Source organism: Pseudomonas fluorescens, assembly GCF_040448305.1.
Classification (GTDB): domain Bacteria; phylum Pseudomonadota; class Gammaproteobacteria; order Pseudomonadales; family Pseudomonadaceae; genus Aquipseudomonas; species Aquipseudomonas fluorescens_BH.
Map to the genome: position 1 here is coordinate 835,958 of NZ_CP148752.1, position 25,895 is coordinate 861,852.

A 25,895-nucleotide genomic window follows, 5' to 3' on the forward strand; every position below is an offset into this window, starting at 1 on the left:
GGCTTCTGTCAGGCCGGGCGTTTGCCGCTTTCAGACCACACGGGTTTCACCGTGGGGCAGTTACAGGTAACAAGACATGGCAAAAGAATATAGCCGTACCCAGCGTATCGGCGATCAGATGCAGCGCGAGCTGGCACAACTGATCCGTCGTGAAGTCAAAGACCCGCGCGTCGGCCTGGTCACCATTACCGCAGTGGAAGTCAGCCGTGACGTCGGTCACGCCAAGATTTTCATCACTGTGATGGGGCAGGACAGCGCCGAAGAAATCGCACAAAGCATCAAGGTGCTGAACTCCGCCGCCGGTTTCCTGCGCATGCAGTTGGCTCGCGAGATGAAGCTGCGTAGCGTTCCTCAGCTGCACTTCCACTACGACGAAAGCGTCGTGCGTGGTGCGCATCTGTCGGCATTGATCGAGCGCGCAGTGGCTGAAGACAATCAGCATCCGGTTGTGGCAGAAGCCGAAGACACCAAGGAGTAATCGGTGGCTCAGGTCAAACGTATCCGTCGTAACGTCAGTGGCATCATCCTGCTCGACAAGCCGCTGGGGTTCACCTCCAACGCGGCCTTGCAGAAGGTTCGCTGGTTGCTCAATGCCGAGAAGGCCGGGCACACCGGCAGTCTCGATCCCTTGGCCACCGGCGTGTTGCCGTTGTGCTTCGGTGAGGCCACCAAGTTCTCGCAATACTTGCTCGATTCCGACAAGGGTTATGAAACCCTGGCGCAACTGGGCAAGACCACCACCACGGCGGATGCCGAAGGTGAAGTTTTGCAGGAGCGCCCGGTGACCGTTGGTCGCCCCGATATCGAGGCTGTACTGCCAAAATTTCGTGGGCAAATCAGTCAGATACCGCCGATGTACTCGGCACTCAAGCGCGATGGCCAGCCGCTGTACAAGCTGGCTCGTGCAGGCGAAGTAGTGGAGCGCGAACCGCGTTCTGTTACTATTACGCGCTTGGAATTGCTGGCCTTCGAAGGTGATACTGCGCGGCTGGCGGTGGATTGCACTAAAGGCACCTATATCCGCACCCTGGTGGAGGATATTGGTGAGCAACTCGGTTGTGGCGCTTACGTTGCAGAACTGCGACGTACCCAGGCCGGGCCATTCACCCTGGCGCAGACAGTTACCCTCGAAGAGCTCGAAGCGGTACATGCCGAAGGCGGCAACGAAGCGGTCGATCGCTTCCTGATGCCATCGGACAGCGGCCTGCTGGATTGGCCTCTGCTGCAGTTCTCGGAAGCGAGCGCGTTCTACTGGCTCAACGGCCAGCCGGTACGTGCCCCGGATGCTCCGAAGTTCGGCATGGTGCGGGTACAGGATCACAATGGTCGCTTCATCGGTATCGGTGAAGTGAGCGAAGACGGGCGCATCGCGCCACGTCGACTGATTCGGTCAGAATGACCGGACGAGGGTGGCTGTTAACAGGCACGGTCACTACTCATTTTTAGATACAGGGATTTGTCCCTGGCCTGTTGAAACTGTTTTTCTGAAACAGTTTCCTGATAAAAGGATTGCCTCATGGCTCTCGACGTTCAAGAAAAAGCTCAAATCGTAGCTGACTACCAGCAAGCTGTTGGTGACACCGGTTCGCCAGAAGTGCAAGTTGCACTGCTGACCGCCAACATCAACAAACTGCAAGGTCACTTCAAGGCCAACGGTAAAGACCACCACTCCCGTCGTGGTCTGATCCGCATGGTTAACCAGCGTCGTAAGCTGCTGGACTACCTGAAAGGCAAGGATCTGGGTCGCTATCAGACTCTGATCGGTCGCCTGGGTCTGCGTCGCTAATAAGCGATTGCGCTAGAGGTTGGTTGTCTGTCGTGCACCAGCGGGTTTCCCGCCGGCGCATGGCAGGCTCCCAGCCTCAAGTTTTATCTGGATACCTGCTTTACCTGAGTTACACCTGGACAAACCAGTCGGGCCGACTCCCGGCGTTGCCCAAGAATTTCGCAAGAAACCAGTTCCCCAAGAGCCACAATGAAGGTAGGACACCGTGAACCCGGTAATCAAAAAATTCCAGTTCGGTCAGTCGACCGTTACCCTCGAGACTGGCCGTATCGCCCGTCAGGCCTCCGGCGCAGTATTGGTCACCGTTGACGACGACGTCAGCGTATTGGTGACCGTAGTCGGTGCAAAACAAGCCGATCCAGGCAAGGGCTTCTTCCCTCTGTCTGTTCACTACCAGGAAAAGACTTACGCTGCCGGTAAGATCCCTGGCGGTTTCTTCAAGCGTGAAGGCCGTCCTTCCGAGAAAGAAACCCTGACTTCCCGACTGATCGACCGTCCGATCCGTCCGCTGTTCCCGGAAGGCTTCATGAACGAAGTGCAGGTTGTCTGCACCGTCGTTTCCACCAGCAAGAAGACCGATCCGGACATCGCTGCGATGATCGGTACCTCGGCTGCCCTGGCTATCTCCGGGATTCCTTTTGATGGCCCGATCGGCGCTGCCCGCGTTGCGTTCCACGAAAGCACCGGCTACCTGCTGAACCCGACCTACGAGCAGCAAGCTGCTTCGAGCCTGGACATGGTCGTTGCCGGTACTTCGGACGCTGTGCTGATGGTTGAATCGGAAGCCAAAGAGCTGACCGAAGACCAGATGCTGGGCGCGGTACTGTTTGCTCACGACGAGTTCCAGGTTGTGATCAACGCTGTTAAAGAACTGGCCGCTGAAGCTGCCAAGCCAACCTGGACCTGGGCTCCTGCGCCAGAAGCCACCGAACTGCTGGGCGCTATCCGTGCCGAGTTCGGCGAAGCGATCTCCCAGGCCTACACCATCACCGTCAAGGCCGACCGTTACGCTCGCCTGGGCGAGTTGAAGGACCAGGTCGTTGCCAAGCTGTCCGGTGAAGAAGGCCAGCCTTCTTCCAGCGAAGTCAAAGCGGCTTTCGGCGAAATCGAATACCGCACCGTTCGCGAAAACATCGTTAACGGCAAGCCACGTATCGACGGTCGCGACACCAAGACTGTCCGTCCGTTGAACATCGAAGTCGGCGTTCTGCCAAAAACCCACGGTTCGGCTCTGTTCACCCGTGGCGAAACCCAGGCTCTGGTCGTTGCAACTCTGGGTACTGCCCGTGATGCACAGCTGCTCGACACCCTGGAAGGCGAGAAGAAAGACCCGTTCATGCTGCACTACAACTTCCCACCGTTCTCGGTAGGCGAGTGTGGTCGCATGGGTGGCGCTGGTCGTCGTGAAATCGGTCACGGCCGTCTGGCCCGTCGTTCGGTTTCGGCCATGCTGCCTGCCGCCGACGTGTTCCCGTACACCATCCGCGTTGTTTCGGAAATCACCGAATCCAACGGTTCGAGCTCGATGGCTTCCGTTTGCGGCGCCTCCCTGGCCCTGATGGATGCTGGTGTGCCGATGAAGGCGCCGGTTGCCGGTATCGCCATGGGTCTGGTTAAAGAAGGCGAGAAATTCGCCGTCCTGACCGACATCCTGGGTGACGAAGACCACCTGGGCGACATGGACTTCAAGGTAGCCGGTACCGCCAAAGGCGTCACCGCGCTGCAGATGGACATCAAGATCAAGGGCATCACCGAAGAAATCATGGAGATCGCTCTGGGCCAAGCCCTGGAAGCGCGCCTGAACATCCTCGGCCAGATGAACCAGATCATTGGCCAGTCGCGTACCGAACTGTCGGCCAACGCTCCGACCATGATCGCGATGAAAATCGACACCGACAAAATCCGTGATGTCATCGGTAAAGGCGGCGCGACCATTCGTGCGATCTGTGAAGAAACCAAGGCTTCGATCGACATCGAAGACGACGGTTCGATCAAGATCTTCGGCGAAACCAAGGAAGCGGCAGAAGCTGCTCGTCAGCGCGTTCTGGGCATCACCGCTGAAGCCGAGATCGGCAAGATCTACGTCGGTAAGGTTGAGCGCATCGTCGACTTCGGCGCATTCGTCAACATCCTGCCGGGCAAGGACGGTCTGGTTCACATCTCCATGCTGAGCGACGCTCGCGTTGAGAAAGTGACCGACATCCTGAAAGAAGGCCAGGAAGTGGAAGTACTGGTACTGGACGTGGACAACCGCGGCCGTATCAAGCTGTCCATCAAAGATGTGGCAGCAGCCAAGGCTTCGGGCGTTTAATTACGCCTCACGCCTGACCGCTTCAACGTTGTAGAAAATGCCCCGCAGTGAAAGCTGTGGGGCATTTTTTTGTCTGCAGGAAATTGAGACGTTGCGGAAGTTGCCTGCCCCTGAAGTCAGTGCTAGGTTTAGCCCACCGCCCGTGTAGCTCAGCCGGTAGAGCAGCGCACTCGTAACGCGAAGGTCGCAGGTTCGATTCCTGTCTCGGGCACCAGTGATACCCTGTTTTCAGATGATCCCGAATGGTTCTGAAGGCCAGACAAGCCGTGCTTCATACGGTTTTTTGCGTCAGAGAGATCCTTGATGATCCAGATCCATCTTCCATTCCCCCGATCAACGAGAACGACATGACAATAAAAGAATTGACCCAAGAAGCCAGACACGAAGAAGCACTGAAAAAGTACGTGCTGGATGTGCCGGATCTGATGGAAGAGATCAAGGACCTGAGTGCCGATGATCAGAAGGACCAGATTCAGTGGGCGTTCGAGGATGAAGCCGAAGCCCAGGGCTTGCAGCCGTGGGAGTTGAGCCTCAAGTACACCTCGACACCGGAAGAGTACGAGACAGAACGCCTGAAGCTGCATAAAGAAGCGGCCGAGGTGCTAGGTGTCGAGTGGGAAGAGTACTGCGAGATGAACAATCTGGTGGTTTGACACTCATGTAGGAGCGAGCCTGCTCGCGATGGTCGTTAACGATAACGCTTGTTTACTGGTTAAACATGGCGCTCTCGGGAACATCGCGAGCAAGCTCGCTCCTACAGTTTCGGCAACTCACATACGTGTGATCAGAGACTCAAGCGCATCGACAGATCGACCGCCTTCACATCCTTGGTCATCGCACCGATCGAAATGTAATCCACCCCGGTCTGTGCAATCGGCAGCAACGTGCTTTCGTTGATCCCGCCGCTGGCCTCCAGTTTGGCTTTACCGGCATTCAGGCGCACGGCTTCGCGCATGTCGTCCAGGCTCAGTTCGTCGAGCATGATGATGTCGGCACCGGCCGCCAGCGCTTCTTTGAGTTCATCCAGGCTTTCCACTTCAATCTCGACCGGTTTGCCCGGCGCGATCTTGTGCGCGGCGGCGATGGCCTGCGCGATGCCGCCACTGGCGGCGATATGGTTTTCCTTGATCAGGAAGGCGTCATACAGGCCGATGCGGTGGTTGTGGCAACTGCCGCAGGTCACGGCGTACTTTTGCGCCAGGCGCAGCCCCGGCAAGGTTTTGCGGGTGTCGAGCAGCTTGACCTGAGTCTCGGCCACGAAGTCCGCCAGGTATTGCGCGCGGGTCGCCACGCCGGAGAGCAATTGCAGGAAGTTCAGGGCGCTGCGTTCGCCGGTCAGCAGCGAGCGCGCAGGGCCTTCGAGGTGGAACAGCACCTGATTGGGCGTCACCCGTTCACCATCGGCAACCTGCCAGTGCACCGCTACCCGTGGGTCCAGTTGCCTAAACACGGTATCCACCCAGGCGGTGCCGCTGATGACGGCCGCGTCACGGGTAATGATGGTCGCTTTGGCCAGGCGTTCGGCCGGTATCAACTGCGCGGTGATGTCGCCGCTGCCGATGTCTTCACGCAACGCACGGCGCACGTTGGCTTCGATTTCGGCGGTCAGATCGGCGAGACGTAGATTCGGCATAACGGACTCCACAAACAAAGTGGCTCGATTATAGGGCCATGGCACGGACCAACCCAAGGCATCAGAGCGTTACGTTGGTGCTGGCGCCTGCATTTGGTCGAATCCCTGCCGTTGTCGGCGTTGACCGTCGATTCCGAACAAACACCTGTTTGAGATCGGCAACCTCCAGCGCCTCAAACGCGGCAAGGGATCGCGCCCCGGGGGATTATCGCGGCATACTGTGCCAACACAGTCGCCGTTGAAGGAATATGTATGCAGTTGGACCCCGCGAGCGGTTGGATTCAGGGTGTGCATGTCTGCCCCTCACCCAACTTCAATGCGCGCCCCACAGGCGAAGTTTCCCTGCTGGTGATCCACAACATCAGCCTGCCGCCGGCGCAGTTCGCCACCGGCAAGGTGCAGGAATTTTTCCAGAATCGTCTGGATGTCACCGAACACCCCTATTTTGAAGGGATCGCGGATTTGCGGGTGTCGGCGCACTTTCTGATCGAGCGTGACGGTACCGTCACCCAGTTTGTTTCATGTCTTGAGCGTGCGTGGCATGCGGGTGTCTCGAGCTTCGAGGGGCGGGAAACCTGTAACGATTTTTCCGTGGGCATCGAGCTCGAAGGCACGGATGATCTGCCGTTCACCGATGCGCAGTACAGCGCATTGACAGCCCTGACCCGCCAGTTGCAGCAGGCGTTCACGGCGATCACTACAGAGCGCATCTGCGGGCACAGCGACATTGCTCCGGGGCGCAAAACCGATCCAGGGCCGGCGTTCGACTGGGCACGCTATCGTGCCGCCCTGGCACAAGAGGAAGGACGATGAGTTTTCTGGTGTTGCTGTTGGCGGTGTGGATCGAGAAGTTCTCGGCCTTGCGTCATCGGGTTCAGCGGGACAGCGGCTGGATACACGAGCTGAACAAGCTTGAGGCCAGCCCGCGATTTTCTGGCCGGCCATGGCTGGTGTTGTCGGTAATGGTCTTGTTGCCAGTGGCGTTGCTGGGTTTGCTGCTGCTGGTCATCGAACCGGTGGCCTACGGGTTGCTGGCGTTGCCGATCCATTTGCTGGTGGTGATCTACAGCCTGGGGCGCGGTGATCTGCTGGGCGATCTCGGGCCGTTCCGCGATGCCTGGCGTCGGGAGGACCTGCAGGCCGCGGCCCATGTCGCCCAGCGCGATCTGGATATCTGCGCAGACAGTGGCGAGCAGCTGCTGGAACAGGTCGAAGGACATTTGTTGTGGGAGGCCTACCAGAGCTTTTTCGCGGTGATTTTGTGGTACTTCCTGTTGGGTCCGGTCGCGGCGCTGAGTTATCGGTTGCTGGCGCTGGCCGAAGAACACGGGAAAAACCCGGCTGTGGTCGAGCGCGCCGGGCAACTGCGTCACGCCTTCGACTGGTTGCCGGTGCGTCTGCTGGCGGCGAGCCTGGCGTTGGTCGGCAATTTTGTCGCGGTCAGTCGGGTCATGCTGCATGAGCTGCTGAACTGGAACATCAGCGCCGCGCAATTGATCGTGAAAGTCGGGCTGGTGGCCGGTGAAATTCCGGCGCCGGTGACCGGTGTGGAAGGTATCAACAATCTGGACCGCATCTGGGCGCTGCTGCTGCGTGCCGCGGTGCTCTGGTATGCCGGTTTTGCGTTGTGGACGGTCCTGCATTAACGCTGCATTCAGAGCAAGCTCCTTAGCCACAGGGCGATCACTAGTGCGAAGTGCTTCGCCCTGTCGTTAACCTTAAGTTACAAAGCCTCCTGCCGATTTAAGTTATACAGAGATTGCGCCGAATAGTGGCCATCTGCTTTCTGTCTGCGCCTGCCAATAAAAAAAATAAGAAATCGAAGGGAGACATCCAGTGAAGAGCTTGCTCTATCCCGCTGTCGCACTGATGAACCGCCTGAGCTTCGGCATGAAGTTCAGCCTGATCAGCGTACTGTTCCTGGTGCCGATGCTGGTGACCAACTTCTATCTGGTGCGTGACTCCTACCGCGAATTCCAGGGCACGCGCATCGAACTGCAAAGTCTCGACCTGTTGGGCAGCAGCCTGACGTTACGGCGCGATCTGGAAACCCTGAACAACCTGGTGCAGATCAATGTCAGCCTCGGCCAATCCGGCAAGGCCGGCAATGTCGAATCGAAGATCAGTGCCCTCGAGCAGAATATTCTGACTCGCCTGCAAGGGCTGACGGCGATGACCAGCGACCCGGAGCAGGTCGCGGTGTTTGATGGCAAACGCGATGAAATGATCGCCGCGTTCAAGGCCCAGCAAACGGAAAACTCCCTGCAAAGCAAAAGTGCCTTGATCGGCAAGCTGGTGGGCAGCGCACAGATTTTCAGCCAGCTCATCACCAGTCAGTCCGGTCTCAGTCGCGACAACCAGAGCGACATGCGCCAGTTGAGCGAGCTTGTCACCCTCGTCACGCCACGGGTCACCCAGATCCTGGGCGAAGGTCGGGCAATGGGGTCTTATTCGTTGGGGCAGGGGTTCATCAACTCGGCTTCGAGTACCCGTTTCGATGAGTTGCTGGCGCAGCTTGAAAAGCTCCAGGCCGAGTATGGCCTGAAGTTGCAGGATGCCTTGGGTTCCAGCAAAGCCGCACGCGATAACCTGGCCGCTCAGGCCGATAGCAGCCGGGCATCCTTGAAGAAAGCCAGCGAGCTGTTCGAAGAACAAGTGGTCATGGCCGATACCCTCGATGCGCCGTGGCAGGGCTTTTACGATCAAGTCAGCGTCCTGATGGACCAGACTTACCAACTCAACGAAGCGACCCTGAAGTATCTGGGCCCGCAGTTGCAGCAACGCCTGGAACAGAACCGTACACACATGGTCTTGCAGGCCGTGGCGCTGTCAGTCGTGTTTGTGTTGATCTTTTATCTCTACGGCGCGTTCTACGCTTCGACCCGCACCACGCTCAAGCGCCTGGGGGCGGTGATGGACAAGGTGGCGGCCGGCGACATGACCGTGACCTTCAGCGCCCACAGCCGCGATGAGCTGGGGGAGTTGGGCGAGGTGTTCAACGGCACTGTGAAAAAGATCCATGACCTGATCGAGCGAGTGGGGCAGACCGTCAGCGAAGTCGAGCGTCAGGCCGGGCAAGTGGAAAACGTTTCCGCGCAAAGCAATCAGGCCGTCGCCGGGCAGCGTACGCAGATCGAACAAGTGGCCACGGCCATGAACCAGATGTCGGCCACTTCCCAGGAAGTGGCGCGCAGTGCCGCCGCGGCGGTGAGCAGTGCCCACAGCGTCAACGATGAGACCATCAGTGGCCGCAGTCTGGTGGAGTCGCAGCAAGGCAGCATTGCCGCGCTGGCCAGCGAGATCGCTCAATCGGTACTGGTGATCAACCAACTGGCCAGCGACAGCCAGTCCATCAGCCGCGTGCTCGAAGTGATCAAGAGCATCGCCGAGCAGACTAACCTGCTGGCGCTCAATGCCGCCATCGAGGCAGCACGGGCCGGTGAGCAGGGCCGTGGTTTCGCCGTGGTAGCTGACGAAGTCCGGACCCTGGCCAAACGAACCCAGCAATCGACCGAAGAGATCGAGCAGATGATCGCCAGGCTCCATGGCGGTGTCGGCGCGGCGGTCAAGGCCATGGGCACCAGCCATGAAATGGCCAGCGGCACGGTCGGGCAGTCGGAGAAGGTCCAGCGGGCGCTGGAAAATATCCTGGGAGCGGTCGGCATGATCGTCGACCAGAACCAGCAGATTGCCGCTGCCGTGGAGCAGCAAACCGCCGTGGCCCACGACATCGACCAGAACATCGTCGAGATCAATCGCGCCGGCGAGCGTACCGCTGAAGGTGCGCATCAGACCGAAGATGCCAGCCGGGCGTTGTCGGCCCAGGTCGTGGAGTTGAAGCAGCTGATCAGCGCATTCCGGGTGTAGCGGTCGCCTGATACCACCTGTGGGAGCGAGCCTGCTCCGGGCGACGATCCGACGAAAGCGGTTTGTCAGTCACGTCAGTATTGGATGTGCCGCCGTCTTCGCGAGCAGGCTCGCTCCCACAGAATTTGATTCACCAGTTAAACAACTTGCAGGCATTGGCCGTGCTGGCCGCGGCCAATTGCTCAGGGCTGATCGCCATGATGTCGGCCAGTGCCGCGCAGATCGCCGGCAAGTGTGCCGGGCTGTTGCGCTGGCCGGGGAACATGGCGGGCGCCATGTCCGGCGAGTCGGTTTCCAGCACCACAGAATCCAGTGGCAGTTCGCCGAGCACGCGATGCATGCGCAGCGCCTGCGGCCAGGTCGCGGCGCCGCCGAGGCCGAGTTTGAAACCCAGCTTGATGTATTCCCGGGCTTCTTCCTTGCTGCCGGCGAAGGCGTGGATGATGCCGGCCCGTTTCAGGCGAAAGCGTTTGAGCGTGGAAATCACCGCCGCATGGCTGCGCCGCACATGGATTAATGCCGGAAGCGCGAAATCCGCCGCCAATTGCAATTGCGCCTCGAACAACGCCTGCTGGCGGTCGCGGTCCAGGGTTTCGATGAAGTAGTCCAGACCGATCTCGCCGACTGCGCACAGTTGCCGATGGCCGGCCAGGCGGGTCAGCCAATCGCCGAGTTCGCTCAAGTCTTCAAGGCGATGATCGTCCAGATACACCGGATGCAAACCGAACGCAGCGTGCAGGTCTGGATCACTCTGCACCAGCTCCCAGACCCGCTGCCAATTGGCCTGATAAACCCCCAGCACCACGATCCGCCGCACCCCGAGGGCGCGGCTTTCGGCCAGCAGCGCCTGACGGTCGACGTCGAAGTCCGGAAAATCCAGATGGGTGTGGGTGTCGATCAGCTCCACGGTTCAGTCCTGGCGAATACGCTGCTTGAACGTGCGCGCGATGGCCTGCACGCCGGGCCGGTAATCCGATTGCTCGATGGCGGCCAGGGCCAGCGCGAGGGCCTTGTCGGCGATCAACTGGTGTTGTTGGGCCATGGCGTTGACCGGCAGGGGCAGGAAGTCCAGCAGCTGGGTGTCGCCGAAAGTGCCGAGGCGCAGCGGGCGGTTTTTCAGCGGGAAGTCGTGCAGCGCGTCGAACACGCCCTGAAGCAGCACGTAGGATGTGGTCACCAGGGCATCGGGCAAATGGCCCAGGCGCTGCAGCAACTCTTCCATCAATTGTTTGCCGCACTCGCGGCTGAAGGACTCGCCTTCTTCGATCAGCACCTCACCGTTGAACCCGGCGAGCGCTTCTTTGAAGCCGGCGCAACGTTCCTGGCTGATGCTCAGCTCCGGTCGGGCGCCGATCAGCGCGATCTGTTTGGGCAAGGGAACGAGCAGGCTGCGGGTCAGTTGCAGGCTGGCTTCGCGGTCGTCACTGATTACCGAGCAGAAATGTTCGGGTTCCATGACCCGGTCGATGGCGATGATCGGAATGCCCTTGGCCTGCAATTGGCGATAACTGTCGTCGCCGGCCGGCAGGCAGCTGGCAACGATCAGTGCGTCGCAGCGCCGGGCGCGGAACAGTTGCAGCAATTGCCGTTCGCTGTCCGGCGCATCGTCGGAACTGGCGATCAGCAACTGATAACCCCGGGCCCGCGCACCTTGCTCCAGCAACTTGGCGATTCGCGCGTAACTGGGGTTTTCCAGATCCGGCAAAATGAACCCCAATGTGCGGGTGTGCCGGCTGCGCAAACCGGCGGCCTGTGGGTTAGGCGTGAAGCCATGTTGTTCGACGACCGCGCGCACGCGTTCGACGGTAGCGCTGCTGATGCGCTGTTGTTCGGCCTTGCCATTGATGACATAGCTGGCGGTGGTGACGGACACACCGGCCAACTGGGCGATATCACTGAGTTTCAACCCGCTGTTTCCTTGTTTTTTCGAGATTGCCTCGACATTTTCGTCAATCCTAACCGATTAAGGCAGGCGACCATTGTCGCAACGTATCCGACAAGTTGGACTTCAAGGATGGGCCAATATCGAGTAACGTGCCAATTGATCTAGATTAAACGTTTCAGCAAGCGTATTTTCTACGTTTTAGGCGCCTTTGGCCGGTTCTGCCGTGAAACCGCCAAAAGCGATGACCAAGCGCCTAAGCTGACTCATTCAAAACAATACCTGGTGCCCGAAGGCGCCAAAAAGGAGAAAGCATGCTCGAGCTCACTGTAGAGCAGATTTCCATGGGCCAATCGGCTGTGGATAAGTCCGCAGCGCTGCAATTGCTCGCCCGGCATCTGGTCGCCGACGGCCTGGTCGCCGAGGGGTATCTCGCCGGATTGCAGGCGCGGGAAGCCCAGGGCTCGACCTTTCTCGGTCAAGGTATTGCCATCCCCCACGGTACGCCCGAAACCCGCGAACTGGTGTTCACCACCGGTGTGCGCCTGATGCAGTTCCCCGATGGCGTGGACTGGGGAGATGGTCATATCGTTTACCTGGCGATCGGTATCGCCGCCAAATCCGATGAGCATCTGCGCCTGTTGCAATTGCTCACTCGCGCCCTCGGCGAGACTGACCTGGGCCAGGCCCTGCGTCGCGCCGGTTCCGCCGAAGCCTTGCTGAAGTTGCTGCAAGGCGCGCCGCAGGAGCTGGCACTGGATGCGCAGATGATCGGCCTCGGTGTGGCGGCCGAAGATTTCGAAGAGCTGGTCTGGCGCGGCGCCCGTTTGTTGCGGCAGGCCGACTGCGTGAGCAACGGTTTCTCCGCCGTGCTGCAGCAAGTTGAAGCGCTGCCCCTGGGCGATGGCCTGTGGTGGTTGCACAGCGAGCAGACGGTGAAGCGTCCGGGCCTCGCGTTTGTCACCCCGGACAGACCGCTGCGCTATCTCGGCCAGCCGCTCAATGGATTGTTCTGCCTGGCCAGCCTCGGTGAGGCCCATCAAGCCCTGCTCGAACGCCTGTGCGCGTTGTTGATCGAAGGGCGTGGCCATGAGTTGGGGCGCGCCACCAGCAGTCGCAAAGTCCTCGAAGTGCTCGGTGGTGAAGTGCCCGCCGACTGGCCCAGCGCGCGAATTGCGTTGGCCAACGCCCACGGTTTGCATGCGCGGCCGGCGAAAATCCTCGCGCAACTGGCAAAGAGTTTTGAAGGAGACATCCGCGTGCGGATCGTCGATGGCCACGACAGCGCGGTGTCGGTAAAGAGCTTGAGCAAGTTGCTCAGCCTCGGCGCCCGTCGTGGGCAGGTCCTGGAAATCATTGCCGAACCGGGCATCGCGGCTGATGCGTTGCCGGCCTTGTTGGCCGCCATCGAAGAAGGTCTTGGTGAAGAAGTCGAACCGCTGCCGCCGGTAAGCCAGGTGCGCGAAGTCGTTGCCGATTTGGCCGAAGTGGTCCTCGCCCCGATATCCGGCAGCGTGGTCCAGGCGATTGCCGCCGCCCCGGGGATCGCCATCGGCCCGGCGCATATTCAAGTGCTGCAAACCATCGATTACCCGTTGCGCGGCGAGTCCGCCGCCATCGAGCGTGAGCGTCTCCAGCAAGCTCTGGCGCAGGTACGCCGTGACATCCAGGGCCTGATCGAGCGCAGCAAGAGCAAAGCCATCCGCGAAATCTTCATCACCCACCAAGAGATGCTCGACGACCCGGAACTGACCGATGAGGTCGATACACGCCTCAAGCAGGGTGAAAGCGCCGAAGCGGCGTGGATGGCCGTAATTGAAGCGGCGGCCCGACAGCAGGAGGCATTGCAGGATGCCTTGCTCGCCGAACGTGCGGCCGACTTGCGTGATATTGGGCGTCGGGTGTTGATGCAACTCAGTGGCATCGAAACCCCGAGCGAACCGGATCAACCGTACATTCTGGTGATGGACGAGGTCGGCCCGTCCGACGTCGCGCGTCTCGACCCGGCTCGCGTGGCGGGGATTCTCACCGCCCGGGGTGGCGCTACGGCGCATAGTGCGATTGTCGCCCGCGCCCTGGGCATTCCGGCACTGGTCGGCGCCGGCCCTGGCGTGTTGCTGCTGGCGCCGGGCACGCCGTTGCTGCTCGATGGCCAGCGGGGTCGCCTGCATGTGGACGCTGACGCGGCGACCTTGCAACGCGCCACGGCCGAACGCGATACCCGCGAGCAACGCTTGAAGGCGGCAGCTGAACTGCGCCATCAACCCGCGCTGACCACCGATGGCCACGCCGTCGAAGTGTTTGCCAACATTGGTGAAAGCGCTGGGGTGACCGGCGCGGTGGAGCAGGGCGCCGAAGGTATTGGCCTGTTGCGCACCGAATTGATTTTCATGGCCCACCCGCAAGCGCCCGACGAAGCGACCCAGGAAGTCGAGTACCGCCGCGTCCTCGACGGTCTGGCCGGGCGGCCGCTGGTGGTGCGTACCCTCGATGTCGGTGGCGACAAACCGCTGCCGTACTGGCCGATTGCGAAGGAAGAAAACCCCTTCCTTGGCGTGCGCGGCATTCGCCTGACCTTGCAGCGCCCGCAGATCATGGAAGCGCAACTGCGCGCCTTGCTGCGGGCTGCCGACAACCGACCGCTGCGGATCATGTTCCCGATGGTGGGCAGCGTCGACGAGTGGCGCCAGGCCCGTGACATGACCGAGCGCCTGCGTGTGGAAATCCCGGTCGCCGACCTGCAACTGGGGATCATGATCGAAGTGCCATCGGCGGCATTGCTGGCGCCGGTACTGGCCAAAGAGGTCGACTTTTTCAGCGTCGGTACCAACGACCTGACCCAATACACCCTGGCCATCGACCGTGGCCATCCAACGCTGTCGGCCCAGGCCGATGGTTTGCATCCGGCGGTGCTACAACTGATCGACATCACCGTGCGCGCGGCCCATGCCCACGGCAAATGGGTCGGTGTATGCGGCGAGCTGGCGGCCGACCCGCTGGCGGTGCCGGTGCTGATCGGCCTCGGGGTGGATGAGCTCAGCGTCGGGGCGCGCAGCATTGCCGAAGTCAAGGCGCGGATTCGCGAACTGGGCTTCACTCAGACTCAAACCCTTGCCCGCCAAGCCCTGGCCGTGGGCAGCGCCAATGAAGTGCGCGCATTAGTGGAGGCCCTGTAATGGCCCGGATTCTTACCCTGACCCTCAACCCGGCGCTGGACCTGACCGTCCAGTTGCCGCGCCTTGAAGCCGGCCAAGTCAACCGCAGCGATGTGATGCACACCCACGCCGCCGGCAAAGGCGTGAACGTGGCGCAAGTGCTGGCGGACCTCGGGCATCAGCTGACCGTCAGTGGCTTTCTCGGCGAAGACAACCTGCAAGCGTTCGAAACATTGTTCGCCAAACGCGGTTTTGTCGATGCCTTCATCCGTGTTCCGGGCGAGACCCGCAGCAATATCAAACTGGCGGAAAGCGACGGCCGCATCACCGACATCAACGGGCCGGGGCCGCAGGTCAGCGAAGCGGCGCAGCAGGCCTTGATCGATAGACTGGAGCAGATTGCCCCGGGCCACGATGCGGTGGTTGTCGCTGGAAGCTTGCCGTTGGGCGTCAGCGCGCAATGGTTGCAGGCATTGATCTTGCGCTTGAAGAACCTGGGGCTGAACGTCGCCCTCGACACCAGCGGCGAGGCGTTGCGTGCAGCGCTCAAAGCGGGGCCGTGGCTGATCAAACCCAACACTGAAGAGCTGGCCGAGGTGCTGGGCTGCGAGGTCTTGTCGGTCAGCGCCCAGGCCACAGCGGCGGAGCGCTTGCACGCCCAAGGCATCGAGCATGTGGTGATTTCCCACGGTGCCGAAGGCGTGAACTGGTTCAGCGTCGGCTCGGCACTGCATGCCACGCCACCCAGGGTCAGCGTCGCCAGCACGGTGGGTGCGGGTGATTCGTTGCTGGCGGGGATGCTCCACGGTTTGCTCAGTGCTGATACGCCGGAGCAGACCTTGCGCACCGCCACGGCGATTGCCGCGATGGCAGTGACCCAGATCGGATTCGGCATTGGCGATGCAGCGCAACTGGCGCAGCTCGAACAGGGTGTACGCGTGCGTCCCCTGACAGAACAATAAGAGGGTTTGTCATGAAGTTAGCCATCGTTACGGCCTGCCCGAACGGCATGGTCACCAGTGTGCTGTGTGCACGGTTGCTCGACGCCGCGGCCCAGCGCCAGGGCTGGAGCACCAGTGTCGAAGTCACCGATGTCGCGCATCCCGAAAAACAACTGTCGGCGGCCACCCTCGACGCAGCCGAGTGGGTGCTGCTGGTGACCAGCGCGCCCGTGGACATGTCGCGGTTTGTCGGCAAGCGGCTGTTCCAGAGTACCCCGGCTCAGGCCCTGCAGGACGTGGAAGCCGTGCTGCGGCGAGGAGCGCAGGAGGCACAGGTCTACGTCGCTACCGAAGCCGTCGTCGAACCTGTGGCGGCTGTCCAGAACGCGCCGCGACTGGTGGCCGTCACCGCCTGCCCGACGGGTGTCGCTCACACGTTCATGGCTGCCGAGGCCTTGCAGCAAGCGGCCAAGCGCCTGGGCTATGACCTGCAGGTGGAAACCCAGGGCTCGGTCGGTGCGCGCAATCCGTTGAGCGCCCAAGCGATTGCCGAGGCCGATGTGGTGCTGCTGGCGGCCGATATCGAAGTCCCCACCGAGCGTTTCGCCGGCAAGAAAATCTATCGCTGCGGCACCGGCATTGCCCTCAAGCAAGCCGAGGCGACCTTGAAAAAAGCCTTGGCCGAAGGCCAGCAGGAAAGCGCATCGAACACTGCCAAGACAACGGCCAAGCAGGAGAAGACGGGCGTCTATAAACACCTGCTGACCGGCGTGTCCTTCATGTTGCCGATGGTGGTGGCCGGTGGCTTGATGATCGCCTTGTCGTTCGTGTTCGGCATCACCGCATTCAAGGAAGAGGGCACGCTGGCGGCGGCGTTGATGCAGATCGGCGGCGACACTGCGTTCAAGCTGATGGTGCCGCTGTTGGCGGGTTATATCGCCTATTCCATTGCCGACCGTCCGGGCCTCGCGCCGGGGATGATCGGTGGCATGCTGGCGAGCACCCTGGGCGCCGGTTTCATCGGCGGGATCATTGCCGGTTTTCTTGCCGGTTACGCGGCCAAGGCGATCAACCGATATGCGCGATTGCCGCAAAGTCTTGAGGCGCTCAAGCCGATCCTGATCATCCCGCTGCTGGCGAGTCTGTTCACCGGTCTGGTGATGATCTACGTGGTCGGTAAGCCGGTCGCCGAGATGCTTGCCGGGCTTACGCATTTCCTCGACAGCATGGGCACCACCAACGCGATTCTGCTGGGTGTGTTGCTGGGCGGCATGATGTGCGTTGACCTCGGCGGGCCGATCAACAAGGCGGCCTATGCGTTCTCGGTGGGGTTGCTGGCGTCGCAGAGTTACGCGCCGATGGCGGCGACCATGGCGGCCGGCATGGTGCCGCCGATCGGCCTTGGCATCGCCACGTTCATTGCCCGACGCAAGTTCGCCCAGACCGAACGCGAAGCCGGTAAAGCCGCCTTGGTGCTGGGGCTGTGCTTCATCTCCGAAGGGGCGATTCCGTTTGCCGCCAAGGACCCGTTGCGGGTGATTCCGGCGAGCATCGCCGGCGGTGCGCTGACCGGTGCGCTGTCGATGTATTTCGGCTGCAAATTGATGGCGCCCCACGGTGGGTTGTTCGTGCTGGCGATCCCGAATGCGATCAACCATGCGCTGCTTTACTTGTTGGCGATTGTGGCGGGGAGCCTGTTGACGGCGGTGGTGTATGCGCTAGTCAAGCGGCCGGAGACGGTGGAGTTGGCGGCAGAGCCCGTCACCGCCTGACACTTGCCCTTGCCCTTGCCCCCTGTGGGAGCGAGCTTGCTCGCGATGACGGATTCACACTCAACAAATTTGTTGGCTGAACGACCGCCATCGCGAGCAAGCTCGCTCCCACAGGGATCTTCAGCGCTGGGAAGGTCTATGTCATGCCAGGGTCATAGGGCCATGCTTTAGTTTTTCCTTTTTCAGGGAGAACACCATGAGCGATTTCAACCTCGGGCGCCGTCGTGTCATGCAAGCGGTTGGCGCCGGGCTGTTGTTGCCGGGGCTGGCGCCGGCGGTGATCGCTTCGGTCAAGGATCGGCCGCAACTCACCGACGGCGTGCAGTCCGGCGACCTGCTGGGCGACCGGGCGATCATCTGGAGCCGCAGCGACCGCCCCGCGCGGATGGTGGTGGAGTGGGACACCCGCAGCCTGTTTCCCAACCCTCGGCGATTCGTCTCGCCCCTGGCCGATGCACGCACCGATTTCACTGCCCGGGTCGAACTTACCGGGCTGCCCGCCGACCAGGCGATTTTCTATCGCGTGCAGTTCGAGGACGCCCAGAGCGGTGTCGCCAGCGAGCCCTGGTTCGGTCACTTGCGCAGCGTGCCGCAGGCCCGCCGTGACATCCGTTTCGTCTGGAGTGGCGACACCGTCGGTCAGGGCTTCGGCGTCAACCCGGACATTGGCGGCATGCGCATCTACGAAGCAATGCGCCTGCGTCTGCCAGACTTTTTTATCCACAGCGGCGACACCATCTACGCCGACGGCCCGATCCCGGCGCAGCTCACCACGGAAGGCGGCCGGGTGTGGCGCAACATCACCACTGAGGCCAAGAGCAAAGTCGCCGAGACCCTCGATGAGTATCGCGGCAACTATCGCTACAACCTGATGGACGAAAACATCCGTCGCTTCAACGCCGAGGTCCCGCAGATCTGGCAGTGGGACGACCACGAAGTGGTGAACAACTGGTCGCCGGGCAAGCAGCTGGATGCGCGTTACCAGGACAAGGATATCCACAGCCTGGTGGGCCGCGCACGCCAGGCCTGGCTCGAATACGCGCCGATGCGTTTGCAGAGCGGCGATGGCGGCGGGCGGATCTATCGCAAGCTGGGCTACGGGCCGCTGCTCGATGTTTTCGTGCTGGACATGCGCAGTTATCGCGGGGCCAACGATGACAATCTGGGCGCTGAAAAACCCTTCCTCGGGCGTGAGCAATTGGACTGGCTCAAGCGCGAAATGCAGGCCTCGAAGGCGCAATGGAAAGTCATCGCCGCCGACATGCCCATTGGTCTCGGCGTGCCCGATGGTGAAGTCAGTCCCGGTGTCGCGCGCTGGGAGGCCGTGGCCAACGGTGACCCCGGCTCGGCCCAGGGGCGCGAACTGGAAATCGCCGAACTGCTCGGTTTCCTGCGGGCGCAGCAGGTGCGCAATTTCCTGTTCCTGACGGCGGATGTGCATTACTGCGCGGCCCATCATTACCATCCGGATCGGGCGGCGTTCCAGGATTTCGAACCGTTCTGGGAGTTCGTCGCCGGACCGCTGAATGCGGGTAGCTTCGGATCGAACTCGCTGGATAAAACCTTTGGTCCTGAAGTGGTGTTCGAAAAGGCGCCGTCAGCGCAGAACGTCTCGCCGTTTGCCGGGTTTCAGTTTTTTGGCGAGGTGAACATCGATGGGCAGAGCGGGGAGTTGAGCGTGGTGTTGCGGGATCTGGATGGGGTGTCTGTATTCGAGCGCAAGTTGCAGCCGGTTTGATGGACACCCGAGTCACTGTGGGAGCGAGCTTGCTCGCGATAGCGGTCTGACAGCCAACAGATTTGTTGAATGTAAAACCGTCATCGCGAGCAGGCTCGCTCCCACAGGGAACTCAGTGAATCAGTAAACGTCGCGGCGGTAGCGGCCCTGTTCGATCAGGCGCTCCACTTCGTCGGCGCCCAGCACCTCGTTGAGTACCTGGTCCACGCCCGAAGCCATGCCTTGAAGGCTGCCGCAGATGTAGATCACGGCACCTTCCGCCAGCCACTTCTTGAGCTCGGCTGCCGATTCACGCAGGCGATCCTGTACGTAAATCTTTTCGGCCTGGTCGCGGGAAAACGCCAGGTCCAGGCGCGCCAGATCACCATTGATCAGCCACTCCTCCAGCTCCTTTCGACACAGGTAGTCGTGCTCGCGATGACGCTCGCCAAACAGCAGCCAGTGGCGTTGCTGACCGTCGGCAATCCGTGCCTTGAGCAGGCTGCGCAACCCGGCCAGCCCCGTGCCATTGCCCAGCAGGATCATCGGCACCGGTTGGGCCGGCAGATGGAAACCACTGTTGCGCCGCACGCGCAGGTTGATGGAGCTGCCCACAGGCGCGTGTTCGGTCAGCCAGCCGGAGCCGACGCCGAGGTTGCCGTCGGCGTGTACTTCCTGACGCACGATCAATTCCAGCACGCCATCGGCCGGGATCGACGCAATGGAATACTCGCGCATGGCCAACGGCACGAGGGCCTCTGCCAGCGCTTGGGCGTGCAGGCCGACCAGGTGGGCGCGGTTCTCCGGCAACTGGCGGCTGGCCAGGGCCTGTTCGAGGGTTTCTTCCAGACCGTTGAGTTGCACCTTGGTTTCACCGTGGATCCCCATGCCGTCGAGGAAGTGCTCGATGGCCCACGGGCAATTGCGCGGCATCACTTCCACCAGGTCGCCCGCCAGCCAGCTGCTGGTGGAAGGAGGCTTGAGGCCCAACAAGTACACCGGCGAACCACTGCTGTCCGGGTTGAGCAGTTCACGACGCAGCAGGGTCCAGTTGTCGTAGCTGGGCGCTTGCCAGGTATCCACGGGGGCCTGGCCGGTCAACAGGCCCAGTTGCTGTTGCCAGTGACGCAAGGCGTAAGGGTCTCCGCTGTCGACCTCCACGGGGGCGAACAGGGTCTTTGCGCCATGTTCGCCCAGCCAGGCGTGCAGGCGTTTGGCGAAACCGCAGAAGTGTTGGTACTGCCGGTCGCCCAGTCCCAGGACCGCGTAATTCAGGCGTCCCAGGCTCGGTGCCCGGCCCAGTACCTTGCGCTCGAAACCGCGGGCGCTGTCCGGTGCTTCGCCGTCGCCGAAGGTGCTGACGACGAACAAGGCATTGTCCGATTCATGCAAGTCCTGCTCGCTGACGTCCGCCAACGGTTGCACTTTTACCGGCAAGCCTGCGGCCTGCAATTGCCCGGCGGTTTGCCACGCCAGTTGCTCGGCAAAACCACTTTGGCTGGCAAAGCCGATCAGCCACGCCGGCGCATCGCTGGCGGTTTGCACGAGGTCTTTGCGCGCATCCTTGATCTGGCGTTTTTTGCGCCGACGATCCAGGTACAGCATCCAGCCGGTGATGAAGAACAGCGGCATGGTGAGCGAGGTGATGGTCAGGAGGATGCGCCCGACGATGCCGAAGTAACTGCCGACGTGCAGCGCATAGATGCTGGTCAGCAGTTGCGCCTTGAGGCTCTTGTCGCTGTAGCGATCAACGCGCTTGACCACGCCGGTGGCCGGATCGAGGGTGATCTGGTTCAGGGCGCGGTCGTGAGGCGAATTTTTCAGCAGGAAGTACACGGTCGCTGGTTGGCCGGCCACTGGCGGCATGCGCACGTTATAGGAACTGAGTAGCGGACCGGCCGCACTGTAGATGCTGCTCCACATCGCCGCGTAATCGGCCGTCGGTGCCGGACCGCTCGGCGCAGGCCCGCGTCCGCTCTGTGGTGAGTCGGAGAGCAAGCGGGTCAGGCCTTTGTTGTACCACTCGTAGGACCAGGACAAACCGGTCAGTGCCGCCAGGAGGTAAAACAACAGGCACCAGGTGCCGGCCACCGAGTGCAGGTCCCAGTTGAAGCTGCGACCCTTTTTCTTCCAGTCCAGGGTCAGCCAGGCGCGCCAGCTTCTCCACTGGCGAGGCCAGCGCAGGTACAGGCCGGACAGGCAGAAGAACACCAGGATCAGCGTGCACGCGCCGGTGATCTGCCGACCCGTGTCGCCCATGGCGAGGAAGCGGTGCAATTGCAGCATCAGGCCGAAGAAGCCCTGGCCGGAGGCATCGCCGAGGAACTCGGCGGTGTACGGGTCGAAGTAGCGCATCTCGCCACGGCGTTCACCCGGCGGCGGGGTGAACCACACTTTGGCGGCGTTGCCGCTGTCGGTTTCCACCGTGAGCATCGAGACTTTTTTGCCCGACGCGGCTTCGATTCGCTCCACCAGTTCGGCGGGCGGCAGCACACCGGCGACCTGTTTTTCAACCTGCAATACAGAAGGGTTGAGTGTGCTCAGGATTTCATCCTGAAACGACACCGCCGCCCCGGTGATGCCCATCAGGGCCAGGACCAGCCCGGCGCTGATGCCGAAAAACCAGTGCAACTGGAACAGGGTTTTCTTCAACACGTCGCTCGCCTTGTTCGTTCAAGTTGATTCATCACGGCGCGCATTATGCCGTGGGGTTGTCGAGAAGCATTCTTTTTTACACACAAAAGCCCCGTTCACGGTATGAACGGGGCCTGGTCTGATTTCAGCCTTCACCCTCTCCCACAGGGATTGCAGTGTAAGTGGCAATCAGAAGTGGAAGTTGGTGCTCAGCAAAGCGGTACGGCCGGCCGCCTGGTTGGCGAAGTGGTTCGAGAGCGCCTTGTCGTAGTAGGTTTCGTCGGTCAGGTTCTGCACGTTCAGTTGCAGGTCGACGTTTTTGCTCAGCTTGTAGGCTGCCATTGCGTCGTAACGAACGTAGGAATCGACCATGGTGGTGTTGGCGGCACTGCCGAACACGTCATCGACATAGAACGCACCGCCACCGATGGTCAGCCTTGGCGTGACCTGATAGGTCGTCCACAGGCTGGCGCTGTTTTTCGGCGTGTTAGGCAGTTCGTTGCCATCGTTGGCTTTGTTTGCTGGCATGTCGCCGCCATCGACTTGCTCGCTGTCCATGTAGGCGTAACCGGCGAAGACCTGCCATTTGTCGGTGAGCTTGCCGGTGGCCGACAGTTCGACACCTTGAACGCGGGTTTTGCCGACGTTTTCGTACGTCGTGGTGTTGGTTTGCACACGAGCGTTTTCTTTCTCGGTGCGGAAGATGTCTGCGGTCAGCGACAGACGATTGTTCAGCAGATCCCACTTGGTGCCGATTTCGTAGTTCTTGGTGGTTTCCGGCTCCATGTCGCTGCTCAGCAGGTTGCCGCTGCGATCCGGCGTACCGCCCAGCGGGTTGCCGTCCTGGCCCTCACCGAGCGTAGAGCCCGGTGGAGTCGCGGACGTCGCGTAGGACGCATAGATGCTGCCGTTTTCGGCTGGTTTGTAGACCACACCAAACTGACCGGTGACGAACTCGCTGACGTCATCGCCCTTGGAAGTCGTGGTGCCTGCGGCGTTGTAGGTCTTGTAGTCGGTGTCGAAATGGTCGTAACGCAGCCCCATGTTCACCAGCCACTGCTCGGATAACGTCAGGGTGTCGAACACGTAAAGTGCGTAGGTTTTACCCGTGGTGTCGGTGCCGGCGTAGTTGCGGGCAACCGAACCGTTCCATGGGTCGTTCGGGGTCGGGTTGGACAGCGAGGTGCAGTTGTAGCCGCTTGGCTCACCGATCTGCGCCGGATTGCAGGTATTGGTCACCGCAGCGGTTCTTGGCGTGGTATCGGTGTTGACGGTGTACGAAGACTTCTGGCTTTCCTCGCGGCTCAACTCGATACCGGTGGCGAAGCTGTTTTTGAACCCGGCGATGTAGACGTCACCAAACAGGTCGGTCTGGTTGGTGGTCGTTTCGGTATTGCTGACGCGGGTGTTGACCCGGCGCCAGACGCTGCCGTTGTTGACGTTGCCCTTGCTGTCGTCCGGCTGGGTCAGGATATAGTCCTGCATGCTGTTGCCGTGGCGCAGGGTGTTCTTGACGGTCAGCGCGTCGCTCAGGTCGTGCTCGACGGCGATGGTCGCGGTGTCGGTGCGGGTCTTGCGGAAGTCGCGATCGGTCAGGCCATAGAAGTTGCTGCTGTCGCCGCCGTCATTGGGTTTGTCCGGATTGGACTTGGTACGGGCCGCCGAGCCTGCGGCCGGGATGGAGTAAGGGATGCCCGAATCCGGCGTGTCGTTGCTTTCGAGGTGGTAGTAGTCGAGGTTGACGCGAGTGTCCGTACCCAGGCCGAAAGCCAGGGACGGTGCAACACCCCAGCGGTCGTAGTCGACGCTGTCACGCCCGGCGACGTTGCTCTCGTGGCTCAGTAGGTTCAGACGGCCAGCGGCGGTGTCGGTGAACTGGTAGTTGCCGTCGAAGGTGTAGCGCTGGGTCTGGTCGGAGCCCCAGGTGAAACCACCGTCGAGCGAATCGCCCAGGTGCGCTTTCTTGCTGACCAGGTTGATGCTGCCGCCCGCAGCGCCACGACCGCCAATGGCGGAGTTCGGGCCTTTGCTGACTTCGATCGATTCAACGGCGAAGATTTCGCGGCTCTGGGAGCCGGTATCGCGTACGCCGTCCAGGTAAGTGTCGCCCTGGGCGTCGAAGCCACGGATGAACGGACGGTCGCCTTGCGGGTTGCCACCTTCACCGGCACCGAAGGTGATGCCTGGAACAGTACGCAATGCGTCCTGCATGTTGAGGGCGCCGGTGTCTTTGAGAACCTGTTGCGGAATGACGGTTACCGAGCGCGGCGTGTCGATCAGCGGCGCGGTGTACTTGGGTGAGGAGGCTTTCTCGACGTTATAGGTTGTCTCGTCCTGGGCTTCGCCGGTGATGGCGGTGGCACCCAGCGAAATCACTTTGTCCGGTGCTTTTTCGTCGGTTTTTTCCGCCGCGAAAACCATGTGGCCCGCAGAGCCGGCAGTAATCGCCATGCCGATGGCGGATGCGAGCAGACGTGGTGAACTGACCGGTACTTGTGGTTGTTGACGCGACATTTGAATTCCCCTCCCCAAGGATTTGAGGCCGCGGAATATAGGGTAAATAGGTATTCGTAACAATTGCGAAACATTACTATTCGCACTGAATTTACAATCTTTACAATTTAACCTTACGGTTTCTGCTGACTCATTCGTCAGATGTGTTTTACACAGGCAATAAGAATCAATACCATTGGCATCCCTTTGGTTTCAGGTGCCTTTGTCATGCTGCTGCACATTCCCGGCCTGTTTGAAAAAGACGAGGTGCAGCGCATTCGCGAGGCTCTGGAACAAGCCGATTGGGCCGATGGCAAGATCACCGCCGGCTACCAGTCGGCCAAGGCCAAGCACAACTTGCAGTTGCCTGAAGGGCATCCGCTGGCCAAGGAAATCGGCGCGGCGATGCTGGAGCGGCTGTGGAAAAACCCGCTGTTCATGTCGGCTGCACTGCCGCACAAAGTCTTTCCTCCGTTAGTGAACTGTTACACCGCCGGTGGCAGTTTCGACTTCCATATCGACAATGCGGTGCGTCAGCCCAAAGGCGGCATCGAGCGGGTACGCACGGATTTGTCCGCCACGCTGTTCTTCAGCGAGCCCGAGGATTACGACGGCGGCGAGCTGGAAATCCAGGACACCTTTGGCACCCAACGGGTGAAGCTGCCCGCTGGCGACATGGTGCTGTACCCCGGCACCAGCCTGCACAAGGTCAACGCGGTGACGCGCGGAACGCGACTCGCCTCGTTTTTCTGGACGCAAAGCCTGGTGCGCGAGGACAGCCAGCGGGCGCTGCTTTTCGAGATGGATGGGGCGATTCAGCAACTGACCCGCGATGTGCCCGATCATCCATCGCTGATCCGCCTCACCGGCACGTATCACAACCTGTTGCGTCGCTGGGTCGAGGTGTAAGTGGCGGACTTTCGTTTACGCCGCGAGGAAATGCTCGACGGTGAGCGCCTGCGCGCGATGCTCGACGAAAGCCCGGCCCGCGCGGCCCAGGCCATCCTGATCGCCGCACGTGAAGGTGAGATCGAGGCCCAGGCCTTGCTCGGGCAGATTCTGCTCGACGGGCAGGGCATCGCGCAGGACCAACCGCTGGCGCTGAGCTGGTTCGACATCGCCGCGCGCCAGGGGCACCTGATGGCGCGCAACATGCTCGGTCGTTGTCATGAACAGGGTTGGGGTTGTGTTGCTGATGCTTCGGTGGCCGTGCGTCATTACCGGAGTGCCGCAGACGGTGGTCTGGACTGGGCGATGTACAACTACGCCAACCTGTTGGCGACCGGACGCGGTGTGACCGAGGATCAGGCGCGGGCGCTGAGCTGGTATCGGCGTGCGGCGGACCTTGGCCATGCGAAGTCGATGAACCTGCTGGGGCGCTATCTGGAGGAAGGCCGATTTTGTCAGGCCGACCCGGATGCCGCTTTCGAGTGGTATCGACGTTCTGCCGAGGGAGGAGATTTTCGTGGCCAATTCAGCTATGCGGCTGTTCTGGCGCAGGACGGGAAAATCGAAGAGGCCTTGGTGTGGTTGCACAAGGCCTTGGCGGCAGGGAGCCTGAACTTCCTGCGTGTCAGCGGCCAGGCACTGCTACACGCTCCTCACCCTGATCTGCGGGCATTGGCACCGCGCTTTCAACAGCGCGCCGTGCAATTGCAAAATCGGGCGCTGGTATGAGCATGTGGGTTTGACAGTCATTGAGGC

At 61.0% G+C, this 25,895-nt stretch carries 19 protein-coding genes and 1 tRNA gene; 15 read left to right on the forward strand and 5 right to left on the reverse strand.

Annotated features, from left to right (window positions below; translation table 11 throughout):
• Window positions 1–76 precede the first annotated feature (76 nt).
• From rbfA to WHX55_RS03730, 6 genes are all read left to right on the forward strand, one after another.
• On the forward strand, window positions 77–478 hold the full coding sequence (rbfA, locus tag WHX55_RS03705) for a 30S ribosome-binding factor RbfA (RefSeq protein WP_103394097.1): 402 nt from the start codon (window positions 77–79) through the stop codon (window positions 476–478).
• Window positions 479–481: 3 nt separating this feature from the next.
• A complete protein-coding gene (truB, locus tag WHX55_RS03710; RefSeq protein ID WP_056728245.1) occupies window positions 482–1,399 on the forward strand; it encodes a tRNA pseudouridine(55) synthase TruB in 918 nt (305 codons plus the stop codon).
• A gap of 117 nt (window positions 1,400–1,516) precedes the next feature.
• A complete protein-coding gene (gene rpsO / locus WHX55_RS03715; RefSeq protein ID WP_015093441.1) occupies window positions 1,517–1,786 on the forward strand; it encodes a 30S ribosomal protein S15 in 270 nt (89 codons plus the stop codon).
• 205 nt (window positions 1,787–1,991) lie between these two features.
• On the forward strand, window positions 1,992–4,097 hold the full coding sequence (gene pnp, locus WHX55_RS03720) for a polyribonucleotide nucleotidyltransferase (protein ID WP_007915263.1): 2,106 nt from the start codon (window positions 1,992–1,994) through the stop codon (window positions 4,095–4,097).
• A gap of 138 nt (window positions 4,098–4,235) precedes the next feature.
• Window positions 4,236–4,311: transfer RNA gene (locus tag WHX55_RS03725), tRNA-Thr, on the forward strand.
• Between the two features lie 133 nt (window positions 4,312–4,444).
• Window positions 4,445–4,750, forward strand: coding sequence for a DUF6388 family protein (locus WHX55_RS03730; RefSeq protein ID WP_223448135.1), 306 nt, complete (start codon window positions 4,445–4,447; stop codon window positions 4,748–4,750).
• 131 nt (window positions 4,751–4,881) lie between these two features.
• Here WHX55_RS03730 and nadC read toward each other — a convergent pair whose 3' ends face one another.
• Window positions 4,882–5,730, reverse strand: a complete 849-nt coding sequence (nadC, locus tag WHX55_RS03735; protein WP_150727485.1) for a carboxylating nicotinate-nucleotide diphosphorylase — start codon at window positions 5,728–5,730, stop codon at window positions 4,882–4,884.
• 252 nt (window positions 5,731–5,982) lie between these two features.
• Between nadC and ampD the strand changes: the two genes are divergently transcribed.
• From ampD to WHX55_RS03750, 3 genes are all read left to right on the forward strand, one after another.
• Window positions 5,983–6,543, forward strand: a complete 561-nt coding sequence (gene ampD, locus WHX55_RS03740; RefSeq protein ID WP_150727484.1) for a 1,6-anhydro-N-acetylmuramyl-L-alanine amidase AmpD — start codon at window positions 5,983–5,985, stop codon at window positions 6,541–6,543.
• The gene (gene ampE / locus WHX55_RS03745; protein ID WP_353742084.1) at window positions 6,540–7,376 is read left to right on the forward strand and encodes a regulatory signaling modulator protein AmpE; all 837 of its coding nucleotides are present in this window, start codon (window positions 6,540–6,542) and stop codon (window positions 7,374–7,376) included. The genes ampD and ampE overlap by 4 nt, the downstream gene beginning before the upstream one ends.
• Before the next feature lie 190 nt (window positions 7,377–7,566).
• Entirely contained in the window at window positions 7,567–9,597 is a 2,031-nt protein-coding gene (locus WHX55_RS03750) for a methyl-accepting chemotaxis protein (protein ID WP_353742085.1), read from the forward strand.
• A gap of 130 nt (window positions 9,598–9,727) precedes the next feature.
• On the opposite strand, the gene WHX55_RS03755 is transcribed toward WHX55_RS03750, so the two are convergent.
• Both WHX55_RS03755 and cra read right to left on the reverse strand, forming a co-directional pair.
• Complete coding sequence (locus WHX55_RS03755; protein ID WP_150754344.1) at window positions 9,728–10,504, reverse strand: TatD family hydrolase; 777 nt, start codon at window positions 10,502–10,504, stop codon at window positions 9,728–9,730.
• Between the two features lie 3 nt (window positions 10,505–10,507).
• Window positions 10,508–11,503, reverse strand: a complete 996-nt coding sequence (cra, locus tag WHX55_RS03760) for a catabolite repressor/activator (RefSeq protein WP_150754345.1) — start codon at window positions 11,501–11,503, stop codon at window positions 10,508–10,510.
• Window positions 11,504–11,793: 290 nt separating this feature from the next.
• On the opposite strand from cra, the gene ptsP reads away from it, so the two are divergent.
• The 4 genes from ptsP (at window position 11,794) to WHX55_RS03780 (ending at window position 19,085) form a co-directional block, all read left to right on the forward strand.
• The gene (gene ptsP, locus WHX55_RS03765; protein WP_353742086.1) at window positions 11,794–14,655 is read left to right on the forward strand and encodes a phosphoenolpyruvate--protein phosphotransferase; all 2,862 of its coding nucleotides are present in this window, start codon (window positions 11,794–11,796) and stop codon (window positions 14,653–14,655) included.
• Window positions 14,655–15,596, forward strand: coding sequence for a 1-phosphofructokinase (gene pfkB, locus WHX55_RS03770; protein ID WP_353742087.1), 942 nt, complete (start codon window positions 14,655–14,657; stop codon window positions 15,594–15,596). Before ptsP ends, pfkB begins: the two co-directional genes overlap by 1 nt.
• Before the next feature lie 11 nt (window positions 15,597–15,607).
• Window positions 15,608–17,347 (forward strand): PTS fructose-like transporter subunit IIB, encoded by a 1,740-nt coding sequence (locus WHX55_RS03775; protein WP_353742088.1) that lies wholly within the window; start codon window positions 15,608–15,610, stop codon window positions 17,345–17,347.
• A 196-nt stretch (window positions 17,348–17,543) separates the two neighbouring features.
• Window positions 17,544–19,085: an alkaline phosphatase D family protein gene (locus WHX55_RS03780; protein ID WP_353742089.1), complete on the forward strand. Its 1,542-nt coding sequence runs from the start codon at window positions 17,544–17,546 to the stop codon at window positions 19,083–19,085.
• A gap of 120 nt (window positions 19,086–19,205) precedes the next feature.
• On the opposite strand, the gene WHX55_RS03785 is transcribed toward WHX55_RS03780, so the two are convergent.
• Window positions 19,206–21,719 (reverse strand): sulfite reductase flavoprotein subunit alpha, encoded by a 2,514-nt coding sequence (locus WHX55_RS03785; RefSeq protein ID WP_353742090.1) that lies wholly within the window; start codon window positions 21,717–21,719, stop codon window positions 19,206–19,208.
• Between the two features lie 168 nt (window positions 21,720–21,887).
• A complete protein-coding gene (locus tag WHX55_RS03790) occupies window positions 21,888–24,212 on the reverse strand; it encodes a TonB-dependent siderophore receptor (RefSeq protein ID WP_353742091.1) in 2,325 nt (774 codons plus the stop codon).
• A gap of 207 nt (window positions 24,213–24,419) precedes the next feature.
• On the opposite strand from WHX55_RS03790, the gene WHX55_RS03795 reads away from it, so the two are divergent.
• Together WHX55_RS03795 and WHX55_RS03800 are read left to right on the forward strand one after the other, a co-directional pair.
• Entirely contained in the window at window positions 24,420–25,100 is a 681-nt protein-coding gene (locus WHX55_RS03795) for a Fe2+-dependent dioxygenase (protein WP_353742092.1), read from the forward strand.
• Window positions 25,101–25,868 carry a tetratricopeptide repeat protein gene (locus WHX55_RS03800; RefSeq protein ID WP_353742093.1) on the forward strand — a complete coding sequence of 256 codons (768 nt, stop codon included), beginning with the start codon at window positions 25,101–25,103 and terminating at the stop codon, window positions 25,866–25,868. It begins immediately after the preceding gene.
• The last annotated feature ends 27 nt before the right edge of the window (window positions 25,869–25,895 follow it).

What these genes read in the sequence shown, in the direction of transcription:
- rbfA (WP_103394097.1), top strand. Translation starts at nt 77, where the DNA reads ATGGCAAAAGAATATAGCCGTACCCAGCGTATCGGCGATCAGATGCAG.
- rpsO (WP_015093441.1), top strand. Translation starts at nt 1,517, where the DNA reads ATGGCTCTCGACGTTCAAGAAAAAGCTCAAATCGTAGCTGACTACCAG.
- WHX55_RS03730 (WP_223448135.1), top strand. Translation starts at nt 4,445, where the DNA reads ATGACAATAAAAGAATTGACCCAAGAAGCCAGACACGAAGAAGCACTG.
- nadC (WP_150727485.1), bottom strand. Translation starts at nt 5,730, where the DNA reads ATGCCGAATCTACGTCTCGCCGATCTGACCGCCGAAATCGAAGCCAAC.
- ampD (WP_150727484.1), top strand. Translation starts at nt 5,983, where the DNA reads ATGCAGTTGGACCCCGCGAGCGGTTGGATTCAGGGTGTGCATGTCTGC.
- ampE (WP_353742084.1), top strand. Translation starts at nt 6,540, where the DNA reads ATGAGTTTTCTGGTGTTGCTGTTGGCGGTGTGGATCGAGAAGTTCTCG.
- ptsP (WP_353742086.1), top strand. Translation starts at nt 11,794, where the DNA reads ATGCTCGAGCTCACTGTAGAGCAGATTTCCATGGGCCAATCGGCTGTG.
- pfkB (WP_353742087.1), top strand. Translation starts at nt 14,655, where the DNA reads ATGGCCCGGATTCTTACCCTGACCCTCAACCCGGCGCTGGACCTGACC.
- WHX55_RS03775 (WP_353742088.1), top strand. Translation starts at nt 15,608, where the DNA reads ATGAAGTTAGCCATCGTTACGGCCTGCCCGAACGGCATGGTCACCAGT.
- WHX55_RS03780 (WP_353742089.1), top strand. Translation starts at nt 17,544, where the DNA reads ATGAGCGATTTCAACCTCGGGCGCCGTCGTGTCATGCAAGCGGTTGGC.
- WHX55_RS03790 (WP_353742091.1), bottom strand. Translation starts at nt 24,212, where the DNA reads ATGTCGCGTCAACAACCACAAGTACCGGTCAGTTCACCACGTCTGCTC.
- WHX55_RS03795 (WP_353742092.1), top strand. Translation starts at nt 24,420, where the DNA reads ATGCTGCTGCACATTCCCGGCCTGTTTGAAAAAGACGAGGTGCAGCGC.